This window comes from Bacillus sp. FSL W7-1034, from assembly GCF_038593365.1.
In the GTDB taxonomy this organism is placed as follows: Bacteria; Bacillota; Bacilli; order Bacillales; family Bacillaceae; genus Bacillus; species Bacillus altitudinis.
In genome coordinates this window covers 2,212,314-2,229,784 of record NZ_CP151989.1, presented here as the reverse complement: position 1 = coordinate 2,229,784, position 17,471 = coordinate 2,212,314, and the positions used below count along the sequence as shown (strand labels likewise).

19 protein-coding genes are annotated in these 17,471 nt (G+C 42.2%); 16 read left to right on the top strand and 3 right to left on the bottom strand.

Annotation, left to right across the window (positions count from 1 at the left end):
• Window positions 1–116 precede the first annotated feature (116 nt).
• Entirely contained in the window at window positions 117–854 is a 738-nt protein-coding gene (locus NST73_RS11420; RefSeq protein WP_024718886.1) for a glycerophosphodiester phosphodiesterase, read from the top strand.
• A gap of 33 nt (window positions 855–887) precedes the next feature.
• Here NST73_RS11420 and NST73_RS11415 read toward each other — a convergent pair whose 3' ends face one another.
• A complete protein-coding gene (locus NST73_RS11415; RefSeq protein ID WP_017357960.1) occupies window positions 888–1,124 on the bottom strand; it encodes a DUF2627 domain-containing protein in 237 nt (78 codons plus the stop codon).
• A gap of 149 nt (window positions 1,125–1,273) precedes the next feature.
• Here NST73_RS11415 and NST73_RS11410 point away from each other — a divergent pair, with 149 nt between their 5' ends.
• From NST73_RS11410 to NST73_RS11370, 9 genes are all read left to right on the top strand, one after another.
• Entirely contained in the window at window positions 1,274–3,346 is a 2,073-nt protein-coding gene (locus NST73_RS11410) for a sigma-54-dependent Fis family transcriptional regulator (RefSeq protein WP_342499100.1), read from the top strand.
• Between the two features lie 125 nt (window positions 3,347–3,471).
• Complete coding sequence (gene yqiS / locus NST73_RS11405) at window positions 3,472–4,365, top strand: phosphate butyryltransferase (protein ID WP_008342231.1); 894 nt, start codon at window positions 3,472–3,474, stop codon at window positions 4,363–4,365.
• Window positions 4,366–4,390: 25 nt separating this feature from the next.
• Entirely contained in the window at window positions 4,391–5,485 is a 1,095-nt protein-coding gene (gene bcd, locus NST73_RS11400; RefSeq protein WP_007501155.1) for a branched-chain amino acid dehydrogenase, read from the top strand.
• A gap of 27 nt (window positions 5,486–5,512) precedes the next feature.
• Window positions 5,513–6,640 carry a butyrate kinase gene (buk, locus tag NST73_RS11395; RefSeq protein WP_026050108.1) on the top strand — a complete coding sequence of 376 codons (1,128 nt, stop codon included), beginning with the start codon at window positions 5,513–5,515 and terminating at the stop codon, window positions 6,638–6,640.
• Window positions 6,630–8,054, top strand: a complete 1,425-nt coding sequence (gene lpdA / locus NST73_RS11390) for a dihydrolipoyl dehydrogenase (RefSeq protein ID WP_342499099.1) — start codon at window positions 6,630–6,632, stop codon at window positions 8,052–8,054. Before buk ends, lpdA begins: the two co-directional genes overlap by 11 nt.
• A 17-nt stretch (window positions 8,055–8,071) precedes the next feature.
• Complete coding sequence (locus NST73_RS11385; protein WP_342499559.1) at window positions 8,072–9,064, top strand: thiamine pyrophosphate-dependent dehydrogenase E1 component subunit alpha; 993 nt, start codon at window positions 8,072–8,074, stop codon at window positions 9,062–9,064.
• A gap of 12 nt (window positions 9,065–9,076) precedes the next feature.
• Window positions 9,077–10,060 (top strand): alpha-ketoacid dehydrogenase subunit beta, encoded by a 984-nt coding sequence (locus NST73_RS11380; protein WP_007501148.1) that lies wholly within the window; start codon window positions 9,077–9,079, stop codon window positions 10,058–10,060.
• Between the two features lie 19 nt (window positions 10,061–10,079).
• Entirely contained in the window at window positions 10,080–11,336 is a 1,257-nt protein-coding gene (locus NST73_RS11375; RefSeq protein ID WP_100325327.1) for a dihydrolipoamide acetyltransferase family protein, read from the top strand.
• A gap of 68 nt (window positions 11,337–11,404) precedes the next feature.
• Window positions 11,405–11,698 carry a YesK-like family protein gene (locus NST73_RS11370; protein ID WP_008342236.1) on the top strand — a complete coding sequence of 98 codons (294 nt, stop codon included), beginning with the start codon at window positions 11,405–11,407 and terminating at the stop codon, window positions 11,696–11,698.
• A 14-nt stretch (window positions 11,699–11,712) separates the two neighbouring features.
• On the opposite strand, the gene NST73_RS11365 is transcribed toward NST73_RS11370, so the two are convergent.
• A complete protein-coding gene (locus NST73_RS11365) occupies window positions 11,713–12,606 on the bottom strand; it encodes a YegS/Rv2252/BmrU family lipid kinase (RefSeq protein ID WP_017367568.1) in 894 nt (297 codons plus the stop codon).
• Between the two features lie 167 nt (window positions 12,607–12,773).
• Between NST73_RS11365 and NST73_RS11360 the strand changes: the two genes are divergently transcribed.
• The 6 genes from NST73_RS11360 (at window position 12,774) to NST73_RS11335 (ending at window position 17,294) form a co-directional block, all read left to right on the top strand.
• On the top strand, window positions 12,774–13,211 hold the full coding sequence (locus NST73_RS11360; RefSeq protein ID WP_024718894.1) for a BrxA/BrxB family bacilliredoxin: 438 nt from the start codon (window positions 12,774–12,776) through the stop codon (window positions 13,209–13,211).
• Between the two features lie 197 nt (window positions 13,212–13,408).
• Complete coding sequence (locus tag NST73_RS11355) at window positions 13,409–14,173, top strand: transporter substrate-binding domain-containing protein (RefSeq protein WP_008342238.1); 765 nt, start codon at window positions 13,409–13,411, stop codon at window positions 14,171–14,173.
• Between the two features lie 119 nt (window positions 14,174–14,292).
• Window positions 14,293–14,952, top strand: a complete 660-nt coding sequence (locus tag NST73_RS11350; protein ID WP_041507129.1) for an amino acid ABC transporter permease — start codon at window positions 14,293–14,295, stop codon at window positions 14,950–14,952.
• The gene (locus NST73_RS11345) at window positions 14,945–15,667 is read left to right on the top strand and encodes an amino acid ABC transporter ATP-binding protein (RefSeq protein WP_338703591.1); all 723 of its coding nucleotides are present in this window, start codon (window positions 14,945–14,947) and stop codon (window positions 15,665–15,667) included. Before NST73_RS11350 ends, NST73_RS11345 begins: the two co-directional genes overlap by 8 nt.
• A 111-nt stretch (window positions 15,668–15,778) precedes the next feature.
• A complete protein-coding gene (locus NST73_RS11340; RefSeq protein ID WP_007501130.1) occupies window positions 15,779–16,732 on the top strand; it encodes an aromatic acid exporter family protein in 954 nt (317 codons plus the stop codon).
• A 52-nt stretch (window positions 16,733–16,784) separates the two neighbouring features.
• Window positions 16,785–17,294 (top strand): L,D-transpeptidase, encoded by a 510-nt coding sequence (locus tag NST73_RS11335; protein ID WP_008342241.1) that lies wholly within the window; start codon window positions 16,785–16,787, stop codon window positions 17,292–17,294.
• Window positions 17,295–17,333: 39 nt separating this feature from the next.
• Here the strand turns inward: NST73_RS11335 and prli42 are convergent, their stop codons facing one another.
• Entirely contained in the window at window positions 17,334–17,426 is a 93-nt protein-coding gene (gene prli42 / locus NST73_RS11330) for a stressosome-associated protein Prli42 (RefSeq protein ID WP_017357951.1), read from the bottom strand.
• Between the last annotated feature and the right edge of the window lie 45 nt (window positions 17,427–17,471).

Below are 17,471 nucleotides of genomic sequence, written 5' to 3'. Positions count from 1 at the left end.
AATTTACCTGTCAACCTCTTCTCTCTTATTAGAAGAGGTTTTTTTATGTGCTCAAACTGGAAAAACGAAAAAAGACACGTCATAATATAGGTAATCATCATATTTAGAGGTGGCATATGACGAAAATTTTTGCACATAGAGGCTTTAAAGGAAACTATCCAGAGAACACCATGATTGCCTTTGAGCACGCACTCCATTCTGGAGCGGATGGGATTGAGCTTGATGTTCAGCTCACCAAAGACGGCAGACTAGCTGTCATTCACGATGAAAAGCTGAACCGAACGACCAATATGAAAGGGTTAGTGAAAGACTATACATATGAAGAGTTAAAAAGAGGAGATGCCAGTCATTCTTTCTATGAAGAAACGGGTGCGGTCTCCATTCCTCTTTTAGAAGAAGTATTAGAGCTAGTGACGCAGAGATCATCCTTTATGATCAACATTGAATTAAAAAACTCTATTTATCGATATCCAGGGATTGAAGAAAAAGTAAAAGAGCAAATTGAGCACTTTCAAATAGAGGATCGAGTGCTTGTCTCATCATTTCATCACGGCAGCTTAGCTCTTTTTCACAAGCTGATGCCGCACATTGAACTGGCGGTCCTCACAATGGATGTGATTCATCAGCCGGACATGTATTTAAAAACAATCCCGGCAAAGGGCTACCATCCGAATATAAAGGGCGCTGGGGTGACAAAAGAAGTAGTAGCCGCTCTCCATGCGGACCAACAAGTGATTAGACCGTTTACTGTAAACAGTGAGAAGCAAATAAAAAATATGTTGAGATTGGGTGTTGATGGAATCTTTACTGATTTTCCTGATCGAGCCGTCAAAATAAGAGAAGAAATGAAATAAAGACCCGCTATCAACAGCGGGTCTTTTTCATGATTACCTTTGCTTAAAACGAGTTGTTACTTTATTTCGTTTACGGTCCCTATATAAAATAAATCCTGCAACAACGTAAAGACCTCCCCCTAAAAATAACAACCCTGCAATTCCTTGCAGCCATAAATATGGAAATGGTGCAATGATGATGCCGAAAACAGTGTCACGCAGCAGCTTAATGCCAAGTGCTGCAAAGGCTCCAGGTATTAAAATAATCACTAATGCCAGTATTCTCCCCATCAAATGTCCCCTTAAACGTCATTTACTTCCATTGTCTAATTCAAAAAATATTTTGTCAAGAAAGGAAAACGTGGTAATATAGGTGTTGTGCAATTTTTTGCAACGGAAAAATATGGTGTGCAAAATTTTTCATATAAAGGGGTAACGGGATGCAGAGAGTCTTGATTGTCGGTGCAGGACAAGGTGGATCAGCACTGCTTGAAACATTGCTGAAAACAAATACGGTTCAAATCATTGCGATCGCCGACTTTGATCTCGAGGCACCGGGGATGGATGAAGCGAAAAAGAATGGAATTGAGACGACGACGGATTGGAAAGAATACATAAAAGATGACATTGATATCATCATTGAAACCACAGGCAGTTCTGCTGTACTGAAAGAATTAATTGAACAAAAACCAGAGCATGCTGTGATTGTGCCAAGCTCGATGGCATACGTCATTTCAGAATTAATGGCAGAGAAACAACAGCTCATTCAAATATTGAAGGAACAAACCTATAAACATGACCGCATTTTTAATGCAACGAACGATGGCATGATTTTTATTAATATGGATGAAGAAGTGGTCCTGTTTAATCGATCGGCTGCCAAAATGGTGGGGTGTTCGCAAAAGGATGCGATTGGCCGTCACATTCGAGAAGTGATTCCGAACACGAAACTTCCCGATATATTAAGGTCAAGGGAGCCGGAATTTAACCAAAAGCAATTTTTGAATCAGCAAATTCAAATTGTGACCACCCGTCTGCCGATTATTGATGATGCGGGGAGAATGTTAGGTGCATTATCTATCTTTAAAGACATTACAGATGCGGTGGAGCTTGCGGAGGAAGTAACGAACCTCAAAGAAGTAAGAACGATGCTTGAGGCTATTATTCAATCATCAGATGAAGCCATATCGGTTGTCGATGAGCAGGGGAAAGGTATTTTGATCAACCGTGCTTATACGAAAATGACTGGTTTAACGGATAAAGAGGTCGTGGGTAAACCAGCAGGAGCTGATATTTCCGAAGGGGAAAGCATGCACTTAAAAGTGCTTGAAACAAGAAGACCTGTTCGAGGCGTCAGAATGAAGGTTGGTCCAAATAAAAAAGATGTCATCGTCAATGTAGCACCTGTTATTGTGGACGGCATTCTAAAAGGCAGTGTCGGGGTCATTCACGATGTATCCGAAATTCAATCATTGACGAATGAATTAAATAAAGCAAGACAGCTCATCCGAACACTTGAAGCAAAGTACACATTTGAAGACATTATTGGAGAAAGTGAACAAATGCTTGTCGCACTTGAGCAGGCAAAGCTGGGCGCAAAAACGCCGGCAACCATTTTACTCCGCGGAGAATCAGGTACTGGGAAAGAGCTGTTTGCGCATGCCATTCACAATGAAAGTGATCGCAAGTACAACCGCTTTGTCCGTGTCAACTGTGCTGCCTTATCAGAAACTCTTTTAGAGTCAGAACTGTTTGGCTACGAGGAAGGAGCGTTTTCTGGTGCAAGGCGTGGCGGGAAAAAAGGGCTGTTTGAAGAAGCCAATCACGGCAGTATCTTTTTAGATGAAATCGGTGAAATGACGCCAAGTACCCAAGCGAAATTGCTGCGTGTCATGCAGGAAAAAGAAATTGTTCGGGTAGGCGGAACGAAAGCGATACCGGTTGATGTGCGTGTGATCACAGCGACAAATGTCAATATTGAAAAGGCGATGGCAGAAGGAAAGTTCAGAGAGGATTTATATTATCGAATGAACAGATACCCGATATCGATCCCACCGCTCAGACAGCGCCTCGAAGATATTGAATCATTAAGTAAACGCCTCATCCAGAAGATCAATTTAGACTATGGGCGAAATGTCAGCGGCTTAACAGATCGTGCGCTTAATAGACTTCGATCATACAGCTGGCCAGGCAACGTGAGAGAGCTTGAAAATGTGCTTGGACGAGCGATGATCTTTTTGAATCCGCAAGAAGAATGGATCGATGAAGCGCATATCGCCTTCATGGAGTCAGACGAGCATGAGGAAAAAGAGCAGCAGGAACTGGCTGTTAGTCAATTTGAGGGGGAGACGCTCTCAGATGCTGTAGAAGCATTTGAAGCGCAGCTGATCAAACAAACCCTTGAAAAACATCAATTCAATCGCACAAAAACAGCGAAAACGTTAGGGATCAGCATTCGAAATCTTTACTATAAAATGGATAAGTATCAGCTTGCAAAAGATAGCATGCAGTAACATGCACGTAACCTGCAAGAAATTGCATAATTTCTTTGCAAAAAGGCTAATTTTTCACACATTTCAAGCTGGCACGGAACTTGCATATAAAAAGAGGAACCGAGCACAAGGAAAGGTGGGCAAGTATGAAGCTTGACGATCTGATTATCAAAGCCTCGCAGCTGCAGAATAAAACAGCGGCTGTGGCTCATGCAGAAGACGAAGAAGTGCTTCATGCCATCAAAATGGCAATCGAACGAAAAGTCGCTCGCTTCCTGCTGGTTGGAAACAAACGCAACCTAAAGGAGCTAGTCAAACAGCATGAGATTAATGAAGACTGGATAGATATTATTCATTCAGATTCACCCGAAGAATCTGCCAAAATTGCCGTTCAGGCAGTAAGTGAAAATCATGCAGATATTCTCATGAAGGGTCATGTCCCGACAGCCGTACTGTTAAAAGCTGTCCTAAATAAAGAATATGGGCTTCGGACAGCGAGTGTCCTTTCACATGTTGCAGCCTTCGAAGTACCTGGCTTTGACCGTTTTATCTATGTGACGGACTCTGCGATGAACATTGCGCCTGATTTAAATATGCTGAAAGAAATTACGGTGAATTCCGTTCAAGTCGCACAAGCTGTCGGAAATGATATGCCCAAAGTGGCGGTATTATCAGCGGTAGAAGTCGTAAACCCAGCGATGGATTCGACGCTCACAGCTGCAAGCCTTGCGCAAATGAATCGAAGAGGTCAAATTTCTGGCTGTCTGATTGATGGGCCGCTTGCTTTAGATAATGCCATTTCTCAAACGGCAGCTTCTCATAAAAATATTACGAGTGATGTGGCTGGTCATGCAGATATTTTGCTTGTGCCAACCATTGAAGCAGGCAACATTCTTTATAAATCTCTCATCTACTTTGCTCATGCAAAAGTGGGAGCTGTGGTGGCAGGAGCGAAAGCACCGATTGCTTTAACAAGCCGGTCTGATTCAGCTGAAAGCAAGCTCTATTCAATTGCACTTGCCATCTGTACATCTAATTAAGCGAAAGTATTAGGAGGAATAGAAAATGGAACTTTTTAAATATATGGAACGATACGATTATGAACAGCTTGTATTTTGTCAGGATGAACAGTCTGGTTTAAAAGCCATCATTGCCATTCATGATACAACACTTGGGCCGGCACTCGGCGGAACAAGAATGTGGACATATGAAAATGAAGAAGCAGCTATCGAAGATGCCTTGCGTCTTGCGAGAGGTATGACTTATAAAAATGCGGCGGCAGGGCTTAACCTTGGCGGCGGTAAAACGGTCATCATCGGTGATCCGAGAAAAGACAAGAATGAAGAAATGTTCCGTGCTTTTGGCCGTTACATTCAAGGATTAAATGGCCGTTATATCACCGCTGAAGATGTCGGTACAACGGTAGAAGATATGGATCTTATCCATGAAGAAACAGACTTTGTCACAGGCATCTCTCCTGCATTTGGTTCTTCAGGAAATCCATCTCCAGTGACTGCTTACGGTGTATATAAAGGGATGAAAGCAGCTGCAAAAGCAGCATTCGGTACAGATTCATTAGAAGGAAAAACAATTGCCGTTCAAGGTGTTGGAAACGTGGCTTACAACCTATGTAAACACCTGCATGAAGAAGGCGCACAGCTCATCGTCACTGATATCAACAAAGACTCAGTTCAGCGAGCTGTAGAAGACTTCGGTGCAAAAGCGGTAGACCCTGATGATATTTATGATCAAGAATGTGATATTTACGCACCATGTGCACTCGGTGCAACCATTAACGATGTGACGATTCCTAAATTAAAGGCAAAAGTCATCGCAGGTGCAGCGAATAACCAGCTGAGAGAAACACATCATGGAGATCTTATTCATGAAATGGGCATTGTGTACGCACCGGATTATGTGATCAATGCAGGCGGTGTGATTAACGTTGCAGATGAGCTTTATGGCTATAATGCAGATCGTGCAATGAAAAAAGTAGAAGGCATTTACCAAAACATTGAGCGAGTGATTGAAATCTCTAACCGTGATGCCATTCCAACTTATAAAGCGGCAGACCGATTGGCTGAAGAGCGAATTGAAAGAATGCGCAAATCAAGAAGCCAATTCCTGCAAAATGGTCAACATATTTTAAGTCGTCGCTAAATGGATGAATGAGTTGAAACGGAGGTTTTGTTTTTGCTGACAAAAGAATGGCGTATTCTCACTATTAATCCTGGCTCTACTTCAACAAAAATCGGTGTGTTTCATAATGAACGATCTATTTTTGAAACGACATTAAGACATACAGATGAGGAAATCAAGCAGTTTCCTCATATCATTGATCAATTTTCATTCCGCAAAGAAACCATTTTGAAAACACTGCATGAACAGGGGATGAACATCTCAAAGTTTGATGCAGTTTGCGCACGCGGTGGTCTTCTTCGTCCGATTGAAGGTGGCACATATGAAGTAAATGAGCAAATGGTTGAAGATCTAAAAGAAGGGTATGCTGGCCAGCACGCCTCTAATCTAGGCGGAATTATTGCCCGAGAAATTGCACTTGGCCTTAACATCCCAGCTTTTATTGTTGATCCCGTAGTCGTAGATGAACTTCAGCCGATTGCTCGTATTTCAGGACTGCCAACAATTGAGCGAAAAAGCATTTTTCATGCGTTAAATCAAAAAGCAGTCGCAAGAAAAACGGCTGCTTCGTTTGGAAAGCGTTACGAAGATTTGAACATGATCATTACCCATATGGGCGGCGGAATTACGATTGGTGTACATCAAAAAGGAAAAGTCATTGATGTGAATAACGGTCTTCATGGCGAGGGTCCTTTCAGCCCAGAGCGGGCAGGTACTCTTCCAACAGGTGACCTTGTTAATTTATGCTTTTCTGGTGAATATTCGCAAGAGGAAATGCTCAAACGCATTATTGGCGAAGGCGGTCTTGCGGGCTATCTTGGTACGACAGATGCAGTAAAAGTAGAGCGCATGATTGAAGCAGGCGATGAGCGTGCGGCGCTTATTTATGAAGCGATGTGCTATCAAATTGCCAAAGAAATCGGTGCGGCTAGTGCGGTTTTAAAAGGAGCTGTTGACGTCATTGTGTTAACAGGTGGCCTTGCGTACAGCAAACAAATTACGTCAAGCATTAGAGGATACATTGACTGGATTTCAGATGTTGTTGTGTACCCAGGTGAAAATGAATTGCAATCCTTAGCAGAAGGGGCGCTTCGCATTTTAAAAGAAGAAGAATCACCAAAAGAATACCCAAATGATCAAAAGGCGGAGAAAGGAGTGACAAGTCATGGCAACTGAATATGACCTCGTCATTCTTGGTGGAGGCACAGGCGGCTATGTAGCGGCCATTCGTGCCTCTCAACTTGGATTGAAAACAGCAGTCGTAGAAAAATCAAAGCTCGGTGGAACATGTCTTCATAAAGGCTGTATCCCATCTAAAGCGCTTCTTAGAAGTGCAGAAGTCTATCAAACGGTCAAACGTGCCGCTGATTTTGGCGTTGAAGCAAGCGGAATTGCCTTACAATTTGCCAACGTACAAAAAAGAAAAACAGAGATTGTCGACAAATTAGCAGGCGGCGTCAAACACTTAATGAAACAAGGGGAAATTGATGTATACGAAGGAATAGGCCGTATCCTAGGCCCTTCGATCTTTTCGCCAATGCCAGGCACCATCTCGGTAGAAATGGCGAATGGCGATGAAAATGAAATGCTGATTCCAAAGCAGGTCATCATTGCGACTGGGTCAAGACCGAGCGTCCTGCCTGGGCTTGAAGCGGATGGAACACACATCCTTACATCAGACGAAGCACTTGAACTGCAAGAACTCCCTCAGTCCATGCTGATTGTCGGCGGAGGCGTGATTGGGATCGAATGGGCTTCCATGCTTAACGATTTTGGCGTAAAAGTCACAGTGATCGAATTTGCAGATCGCATTTTGCCAACAGAGGATCAAGATATTTCTAAAGAAATGGAAAAGCTTTTAACGAAAAAGGGCATCACCTTAGTGACAAATGCGAAGGTTCTGCCAGATACTGCCGAAAAGCACGAGAATCTCGTCAAGATCCAAGTCGAACAAGGTGGAGACACTCAGTCGTTTGAAGCAGAGAAACTGCTTCTCTCAGTTGGCCGAGTGCCAAACGTGGAAGGCATAGGACTTGAAAACACGGACATCCAGACAGAAAAGCAAGGCATTGTCGTGAATGAGCATTATCAAACGAAAGAGTCGCATATTTACGCAATAGGTGATGTCATTGGCGGTCTTCAGCTGGCACATGTCGCATCACATGAAGGCATGATTGCAGTGGAACATATGGCTGGTCAAGATCCAAAGCCGCTTGATGAAACGCTCGTGTCTAAATGTGTGTACTCTCACCCAGAAACCGCTAGTGTTGGACTGACTGAACAGGCGGCAAAAGAGCAAGGCTACGAAGTCAAGATTGGGAAGTTTCCCTTCATGGCCATCGGAAAAGCGCTTGTATTTGGAGAGTCTGATGGATTTGTTAAAATCATTGCTGACCAAAAGACAGATGATATCTTAGGGATTCATATGATTGGTCCTCATGTAACAGATATGATATCTGAAGCTGGATTAGCCAAAGTACTAGATGCAACTCCGTGGGAAGTGGGGCAGACGATCCACCCGCACCCAACCTTGTCAGAAGCAATTGGCGAGGCAGCACTGGCTGTTGACGGAAAGGCGATCCATTTTTAATCAAGGAGGGAAACATGATGAGTAACATGCGTCATCAGGAATTAGGATTATCAGATGAACAAGCGATTGACATATATAGAACCATGCTTTTAGCAAGAAAAATTGATGAACGGATGTGGCTGTTAAACCGTTCTGGAAAGATTCCATTCGTCATCTCTTGTCAAGGACAGGAAGCGCAGCAAGTCGGTGCCGCTTTTGCCCTCAATAGGGAAGAGGATTACGTTTTACCTTATTACCGTGATATGGGGGTTGTCCTTGCATTCGGGATGACGGCGAAAGATTTAATGATGTCTGGTTTTGCGAAAAAAGACGATCCAAGCTCAGGCGGGAGACAGATGCCAGGTCATTTTGGGCAAAGATCAAACCGAATTGTGACTGGATCATCACCTGTGACAACACAGGTTCCTCATGCGGTTGGAATCGCACTTGCTGGGCGTCTAGAGCAAAAGAATTTTGTTAGCTTTGTCACGTTCGGTGAAGGCTCTTCAAACCAAGGGGACTTCCACGAAGGCGCCAACTTTGCTGCGGTGCATAAGCTGCCTGTTATTTTCATGTGTGAAAACAATAAGTATGCGATTTCTGTCCCGTATGACAAACAAGTGGCATGTGAGCGTATTTCAGATCGTGCAATAGGGTACGGAATGCCTGGTGTGACGGTTGATGGAAATGATCCGCTCGAAGTGTATGCAGCGGTCAAAGAAGCGAGAGACCGTGCGGCAAGAGGCGAAGGCCCAACATTAATCGAAACCATTTCTTACCGGTTAACTGCGCATTCAAGTGATGACGATGATTCTAGCTATCGAGAAAAAGAAGAAGTGCTCGAAGCAAGAAAGAAAGATCCGCTCATTCAATATGAAATGTACTTAATCGAAGGAAATGTCATGACTTCTGAAATGAAAGAAGAGATGACAAAAGAAATCATGCAAATCGTAAACGAAGCCACTGATGAAGCGGAAAACGCAGCTTATGCCGATGCAGAAAGCGCACTTCGTTACGTGTATGCGGAGTAAGGGGGAAGAAAAATGCCTGTTATGTCATATATAGACGCTATTACACTAGCGATGAAAGAAGAAATGGAGCGAGATCCGAAAGTGTTTGTGCTCGGAGAGGATGTCGGGAAAAAAGGCGGTGTATTTAAAGCAACAGCGGGTCTTTACGAGCAATTTGGAGAAGCGCGCGTCATGGATACACCTCTTGCCGAATCAGCGATTGCAGGTGTAGGTATTGGGGCTGCTATGTATGGAATGCGTCCGATCGCAGAGATGCAATTTGCGGATTTTATTATGCCAGCCATCAACCAAATCATTTCAGAGGCTGCAAAAATTAGATATCGTTCCAATAATGATTGGAGCTGCCCAATGGTCATTCGTGCTCCTTACGGGGGCGGCGTACACGGGGCGCTTTATCATTCACAATCGGTCGAAGCCATTTTTGCCAATCAGCCAGGCTTAAAGATTGTGATGCCTTCTACACCTTATGATGTCAAAGGGTTGTTAAAAGCCGCAGTGCGTGATCCAGATCCTGTATTGTTCTTTGAACACAAACGTGCATACCGTCTCATTAAAGGAGAAGTGCCTGAAGAGGATTATACGCTCCCTATTGGAAAAGCGGATGTGAAACGAGAAGGCGATGACATTACGGTCATTACATATGGCCTTTGTGTTCATTTTGCCCTCCAAGCAGCAGAGCGCCTTGCGAAGGACGGAATTTCTGCTCATATTCTCGATTTACGTACAGTGTACCCGCTTGATCAAGAAGCGATTATTGAAGCGGCATCAAAAACAGGGAAAGTACTCTTGTTAACAGAAGATACAAAAGAAGGAAGCATCATGAGTGAAGTAGCTGCCATCATTTCAGAGCACTGCTTGTTTGATTTAGATGCGCCTATTAAACGTCTAGCAGGACCTGATATCCCTGCAATGCCTTATGCACCGACAATGGAGAAATTCTTCATGGTTAATCCGGATAAGGTAGAAGCTGAAATGAGAGAACTAGCGGCGTTTTAAGAAAGAGGAGGGTTTCAAAGTGGCAACTGAACAAATGAAAATGCCTCAGCTTGGTGAAAGTGTAACAGAAGGAACCATTAGCAAATGGCTCGTTTCACCTGGCGATCATGTGAATAAATACGATCCGATTGCGGAAGTCATGACAGATAAAGTAAATGCAGAGGTTCCGTCATCCTTTACAGGAACAATCACTAAACTAGCGGCTGCAGAGGGTGATACACTTCAAGTAGGAGAAGTGTTTTGTGAAATTGAAGTAGAAGGCAGTGCGCAGCAGAGTGCGAAAGCAGAAGAGGCGCCTGCGCAAGATGAAGCACCAGAACCTGACCAAACAAATGTGGATCAGAGTCAAAAGAAACGATACTCTCCGGCAGTCCTGCGTTTAGCAGATGAACACGGAATTGATTTAACGGCTGTTCAAGGAACGGGAGCTGGCGGCAGAATCACAAGAAAAGATTTGCTGAAGCTTATCGAAAGTGGAGGCGTAAAAGAAACGGCAGCACCTGTGAGTGAAGGTGCGGGTCAAACAGAACCTGCGAAGCCGTCACAAGCAAAAGCGGCTCCTTCCATCTCTTCAATGCCTGGAGATGTTGAACTGCCGGTCACTCCGATTAGACAGGCGATTGCCGCAAACATGCTAAGAAGCAAGCATGAAATTCCACATGCCTGGACGATGATGGAAGTGGATGTGACAAACCTTGTGACAAGAAGAAATCAGCTAAAAGATCAATTCAAAGCAAAAGAAGGCTTTAATTTGACGTTCTTTGCGTTCTTTGTCAAAGCAGTGGCTCAGGCCTTAAAGGAATTCCCTGAAATGAACAGCATGTGGGCTGGTGATAAAATTGTTCAAAAGAAAGCGATCAATGTCTCCATTGCTGTTGCGACAGATGATGCTCTTTTTGTCCCAGTGATCAAAGATGCGGATGAGAAAACGATTAAGGGAATCGCCAAAGAAATACATGAACTTGCTTTCAAGGTCAGACAAGGCAAACTGAAGCAAAGTGACATGGAAGGCGGCACTTTCACTGTGAACAACACAGGATCATTTGGTTCGGTTCAATCAATGGGGATTATTAACTATCCGCAAGCAGCCATTTTACAAGTAGAATCTATTGTAAAGCGCCCGATGATTGTAAATGGAATGATTGCCGCAAGAGATATGGTGAATCTTTGTCTTTCATTAGATCATAGAGTACTCGATGGTCTTGTATGCGGTAGATTCCTGCAAAGAATCAAACAAATTCTTGAAGGCATTGACGAAGAGACGTCCGTCTATTAAGCTCATTTATATGTCCCCTTCTCACAATGAGAGGGGGATTTCCATATCAATCAGAAAGGAGCGATGAGATGTCTGGACTAGATTTTTTTGCTTTTCTTACGATCGGTCTGATGTTTATCACAGCCATTGCGTTCGCTTTTCTTCGGTATATTTCCAAATCACGCAATCATCCTGAACGCTTACTGCTCATCATATCGATCGTTTCAATCATTCAAATCGCCTATTGCTTGTTGATGATAGGTGGATTTAAAGGAGTCGCCAATAGTTTATTAGGCATTTCCCTTCTGATAGGTACACTGCTAGGGTATGCACTTGAATATTTATACAGACGTTATATCAAAAAAACGCCCGCATCGAAATGATGCAGGCGTTTTCTTTATTCTGCTGGAACAATAAAGGTCAAATGCTGTTTTAATACTTCAAGGGAAGAAGGAGCGGTCATGTATACTTCACCATCTGTATCTGCATCCATTTCCTCTTTAGTATGAATATGAATGCGGGATGCTTGTATAAGAGACAGGTCACCTTTAAAATCTTCTAGCTCTTCGCGATTCATTGAAAAAATCTCTTTTAAAGCAGAGAAACTCGTATTTCTGCAAATTAAAATTTCGGCTTTTCCATCATCAATTGAAGCATTTGGCAGATCTATTTTATTTGTACCGATAAAGTGCCCATTCATGACAAGGACAATCACAGCTTCTTCTTCCCAGTTTTCCTCTTCGGTTTCAATGCGTACGTAGAAAGGTTCTGTCTGCTGAAGGGTTCGAAGAGCGCTCGTGAAGTAGCTGATTTTTCCGAGGACGGCTTTTTCTTTATCATTAATATTGTTTGAGGTATCTGCGATGAGACCAATCCCCCAAAAATTTAAAAGGTATCGATCCTCTGCTTTGATTAAATCGACCTTTTTTTCAGTGCCATCTATCACCATTTGAGCGGCCTTTGGCATCTGCTGAGGGATGCCCAGCGTTCTAGAAAAGTCATTGCACGTCCCGCCAGGTAAGATCGCTACAGTCGGCCTTTTTTCTAAACCGCCAATTCCATTCATACATTCATGGACGGTTCCGTCTCCGCCTAGTATAATCAGCAATTCAACCGACTCATCCATTTCACGGCAGAAATGATAGGCATCATTCGGCTGTTTTGTAGGCTTAAGGATGAGTTCATCAATATGTAAAGAAAGAAGAGGCACTGTTTGACCTAGTGTTTTTTCCATGTTTTTTTGACCAGCATTTCCGTTATAAATGAGTATTGCTTTTTTGAATTGTGCCATCACGCAGTTCTCCCTTTCATCACTTTACTATCACTTTTCCCCAATTCCACAGGTCATAAACGACGTTTGAAAAAAGTGAAGGGGGCGAAACAAGACATTTGCCCGCCGGCGTTTTCCTTGATATGATGTAGTTAAAATGGTTTGGTACGTAGAAGGAGTGGACGGTTATGAATATTGATTTTAATTTATTTATGAATGATATTGTGAAACAAGCACGAGAAGAGATTAAACAGGCAGGTTATACGGAACTGACAACAGCTGAAGAAGTCGATGAAGCGCTGACGAAAAAAGGAACGACACTTGTCATGGTGAATTCAGTGTGCGGCTGTGCAGGCGGTATTGCTAGACCAGCGGCTGGTTATTCTGTTCATTACGATAAGCGTCCAGATCAATTGCTCACAGTGTTTGCTGGACAGGACAAAGAAGCAACCGCAAGAGCACGTGAATACTTTGAAGGCTTCCCGCCATCTTCACCATCATTTGCTCTATTAAAAGACGGGAAAATCATGAAAATGGTCGAACGTCACGAAATCGAAGGACATGAACCGATGGAAGTGGTGTCAAAACTTCAAGCCGCTTTCGATGAGTATTGCGAAGAAGTGTAACATGTTACTTTTGAATGAATCATTTAGAGGCAGTCCGGTCTTTTGATCGGTCTGTTTTTTTTGTTTTATATGACATACGAATCAAAATAATTTTAGCAAAATACTATTGCATATCAAAAAGAAAGTGTTTAAAATACATTATAGTGAATAAATATTCAAATCTACTCATGATTTTAAATACTAGGAGGCATTATCATATGAAAAAGTGGTTATTATTACTTATGACAGCTGGTCTTGCAGCTGCATTAGCAGCATGCGGAACTTCTTCTAATAATTCAAACGCATCAGGAGACGACAAAACACTCATTATGGCGACTTCAGCAGATTATCCGCCATTTGAATCAAAAGACGGTGATAAAATTATCGGTTTTGATGTCGACCTTGCTACAGCTCTAGCGAAAAAGAACGGCTATAAGCTAGAAATTCAAGATATGGACTTTGCAAGCCTCGTGTCAGCTCTTAAAACAAATAAAGCTGATATTGTGCTTGCAGGCATGACACCTACTGAAAAGCGTAAAAAACAAGTTGATTTCTCAGATGTTTACTACAATGCTGAAAACTTGGTTGTATCAAAAAAATCTAGCGGTATAAAAACAGAGAAAGATTTAAAAGACAAAACGGTTGGCGTTCAATTAGGTTCTATCCAGCAAGATGAAGCAAACGGATTGCAAAAGAAATATAACTTAACGGTTGAAGATCGTAATAAAATCTCTGATATCATTCAAGAAATTAAAGCAGGCCGTTTTGATGCAGCCATTATTGAAGATAAAGTAGCGGCTGGCTACTTGAAAAAGGAAAAAGATTTCCAAGCATTTGGATTGAATAGCTCAAACGAAGGTTCAGCCATTGCATTCAAAAAAAATAGCGACTTAACAGCGAAATTCAATAAATCATTAAAAGAAATGAAGGATAATGGCGAACTTGATAAACTCATTAAAAAATGGTTTGCTGATGAAAAGTAAGTCAGGAAAAGGATCAGCGTCATTCATGAAAATCAAGTAGAAAGCGCTGAAAAGTTCAACATGTGTTGAACTTTTTTCCTGTTTATTCTTTGATTTTATCTGAAGGAAAAAAGGAGAATATCATGATGGATTTTAAAGAAGTAATACCTCAGATGCCCTTTATTTTAGAAGGTCTTAAAGTAACGCTTTCTATTGTTGTGGTATCACTGTTCCTTGGTTTTATTTTAGGAATCTTATTAACGCTCTGTAAAATTAGTGTATTTAAGCCGCTTATCTGGCTAGCCGATTTTTATACGTCAATCTTCCGAGGCACACCGCTTGTGCTTCAGCTTTTGATCATCTATTTCGGTCTTCCGCAGCTGCTCGGCTTTCAAATTGATCAATACTGGGCAGCTGTAGCCGCCTTTTCACTAAACTCGGCGGCGTACGTTTCTGAGATCATTCGTGCAGGAATCAATGCCATTGATAAAGGGCAAAAAGAAGCAGCCGTTGCTTTAGGTATCCCGTATGCTAAAATGATGAAGGACTTATTGCTTCCGCAAGCATTCAAAAATATTTCCCCAGCACTAGTGAACGAAACGATTACACTGACAAAAGAATCAGCGATTGTCACAGTCATTGGACTGGGCGATGTCATGAGACGAGCCTATCAAGCAGGTGCCGTCACCTATAACTATCTTGAACCGCTTATTTTTGCGGGTCTCATCTATTATGTCATCGTGCTTATTCTCACCTTCGTCGGCAAATCGGTGGAAAGGAAGTTAAAATCAAATGATTAAAATAGAGAAACTCACAAAATCTTTCGGTAAAAATGAAGTGTTGAAAGGGATTGATACCACGATTAAAGAAGGCGAAGTGGTAGCTGTCATCGGGCCGTCTGGTTCAGGAAAATCAACATTTCTTCGCTGTATTAACTTACTTGAAAAACCGACTTCTGGAATGATTACGATTCAGGGGACGGAAATTACCAATCCAAAAACAAATGCACTAAAAGTGCGCGAGAATATTGGTATGGTGTTTCAACATTTTCACTTATTCCCGCACAAAACAGTGCTAGAAAATATTACGTATGCGCCAATGAATGTAAAGAACCAATCGAAGGAAGACAGCATCAAGCAGGCAGAGGATCTTTTAAAAAAGGTCGGACTTTTAGAGAAAAAAGATGATTATCCAAACCGGCTGTCAGGTGGTCAAAAGCAGCGTGTCGCCATTGCACGTGCCCTTGCGATGACACCAGACATCATGCTTTTTGACGAGCCGACGTCTGCTCTTGATCCAGAAATGGTAAAGGAAGTATTAGAGGTCATGAAAGAGCTCGCTCAATCTGGGATGACGCTGATGATCGTCACACATGAAATGGGCTTTGCAAAAGAAGTAGCAGACCGTGTGATCTTTATGGATGATGGGAAAATTGTAGAGGATGCAAATCCTGTAGAATTCTTTGAATCTCCGTCTTCACAGCGTGCTCAAGATTTCTTGCAAAAAATATTATAATGAAAAAAACGAGGGGGAGACTTAACATCTCCTTCTTTTTTTGATTATAATGGGGAAAGTAAAAAAAGTTCATCATTTCACAAAAGTAGACAGAAAAGAGTGAATCACATCATGTTTAAAATCGGCTACCGAACGCTGAAAACAGCATTAGGAACAGCTCTAGCCATTTATATTGCACAAATGCTCGGTCTGCAAAACTATTCAGCTGCCGGCATTATTACGATCCTTTGTATTCAGGTGACGAAAAAAAGGTCACTCCTCGCATCGGGGGCTCGCTTTGCCGCATGCAGTCTTGCCATCTTATTTTCTTATTTGTTTTTTGATCTGATTGGGTATCATCCTTTCGTCATTGGACTGATGCTGCTCGTCTTTATTCCAACAACGGTCTTGCTTCGGATTAAAGAAGGGATTGTCACAAGTTCAGTGATTATCCTTCATTTGTATATGTCTGGAGGCATTACGCTTCATCTCATCTGGAATGAGCTTTTACTCATCACCATTGGTGTAGGGGTCGCACTCATTATGAACCTGTATATGCCTAGCGTTGATAAAAAGCTGAAACAATACAGTGAACAAATTGAAGCGAATTTTGCGAAAATCTTTGAAGAAATCGAGCAATATTTAATGACCGGAAAACAAGACTGGACAGGAAAAGAAATTCCAGAGACGCATCAATTGATTAAAGAAGCGAAAGCTCTTGCATACCGTGATGTTGAAAACCATGTCTTAAGACATGAAAATCTGTATTATCATTATTTCAACATGAGACAAAAGCAATTTGAAATCATTGAGCGGGTGCTTCCGAAAATTACGTCCATATCTGTTACAACGGAGCATGGGCAAATCATTGCAGAATATATTAGAGATTTACGAGAACATATTCACCCAGGGAACACGGCGCATAAGTTCTTAAGACGCCTGATTGATATGAAAGAAGAGTTCGATGCACTGCCGCTTCCACAAACACGTGAAGAATTTGAAGCTAGAGCCGCACTCTTTCATTTTCTCGGGGAAATGGAACAATATTTGGTACTGAAAAGCTATTTTAAAGGGATGAAAGAATAAAGACGCATGAGTTCCTCCTTCATTGGTCAATCTAATGAAAAAGGAGGAGCCTATGCGTCTTTTATTTTATACTGTGCTGACCATGTCCCTTTCACCCATCTGGCCGCTCGGGCAAAACCCGCTTCCAGGAGATCCGTATGTCATTATTAATAAACAAACGAACGAGCTTGCGTATATTGATCATGGGAAAATTCAAAAAGTCTACCCGGCTTCTACTGGCAAAACAGCTGATTTAACGCCAGAAGGGGAATTTACGATTATGATCAAAGCGAAAGATCCTTATTACAGAAGAAAAAATATTGAAGGCGGCGCAAAGAATAACCCACTCGGCCGAAGGTGGATTGGATTTGATGCGCGAGGAACCGACGGGAGAACCTATGGCATTCATGGAACAAGTGATGAGACATCGATAGGGAAATTTATTACGGCAGGCTGTGTACGTCTTCATAATCAAGATGTAGAACGGCTATTTGATCAGCTTCCAGTTGGTACAAAGGTATGGATCACGACATCAAGCGATGCATTTGAAAAGCTGGCCAAAGACAAACAGGCCATTCGTTAAAAAACGAATCACCTGCTTGTCTGCTTTTTTATCAACACTTTATAAAAAGGCTGCCGCTCCTGCTAAAAGTGAAGAAATTAACAGTAAGCTAATCATGAGCAATACCATAAATTTCATGAATTTCTGAGACATATCGCACCCCTATAATCAAATGTTTTTGCGACGAGCGCACCTTTC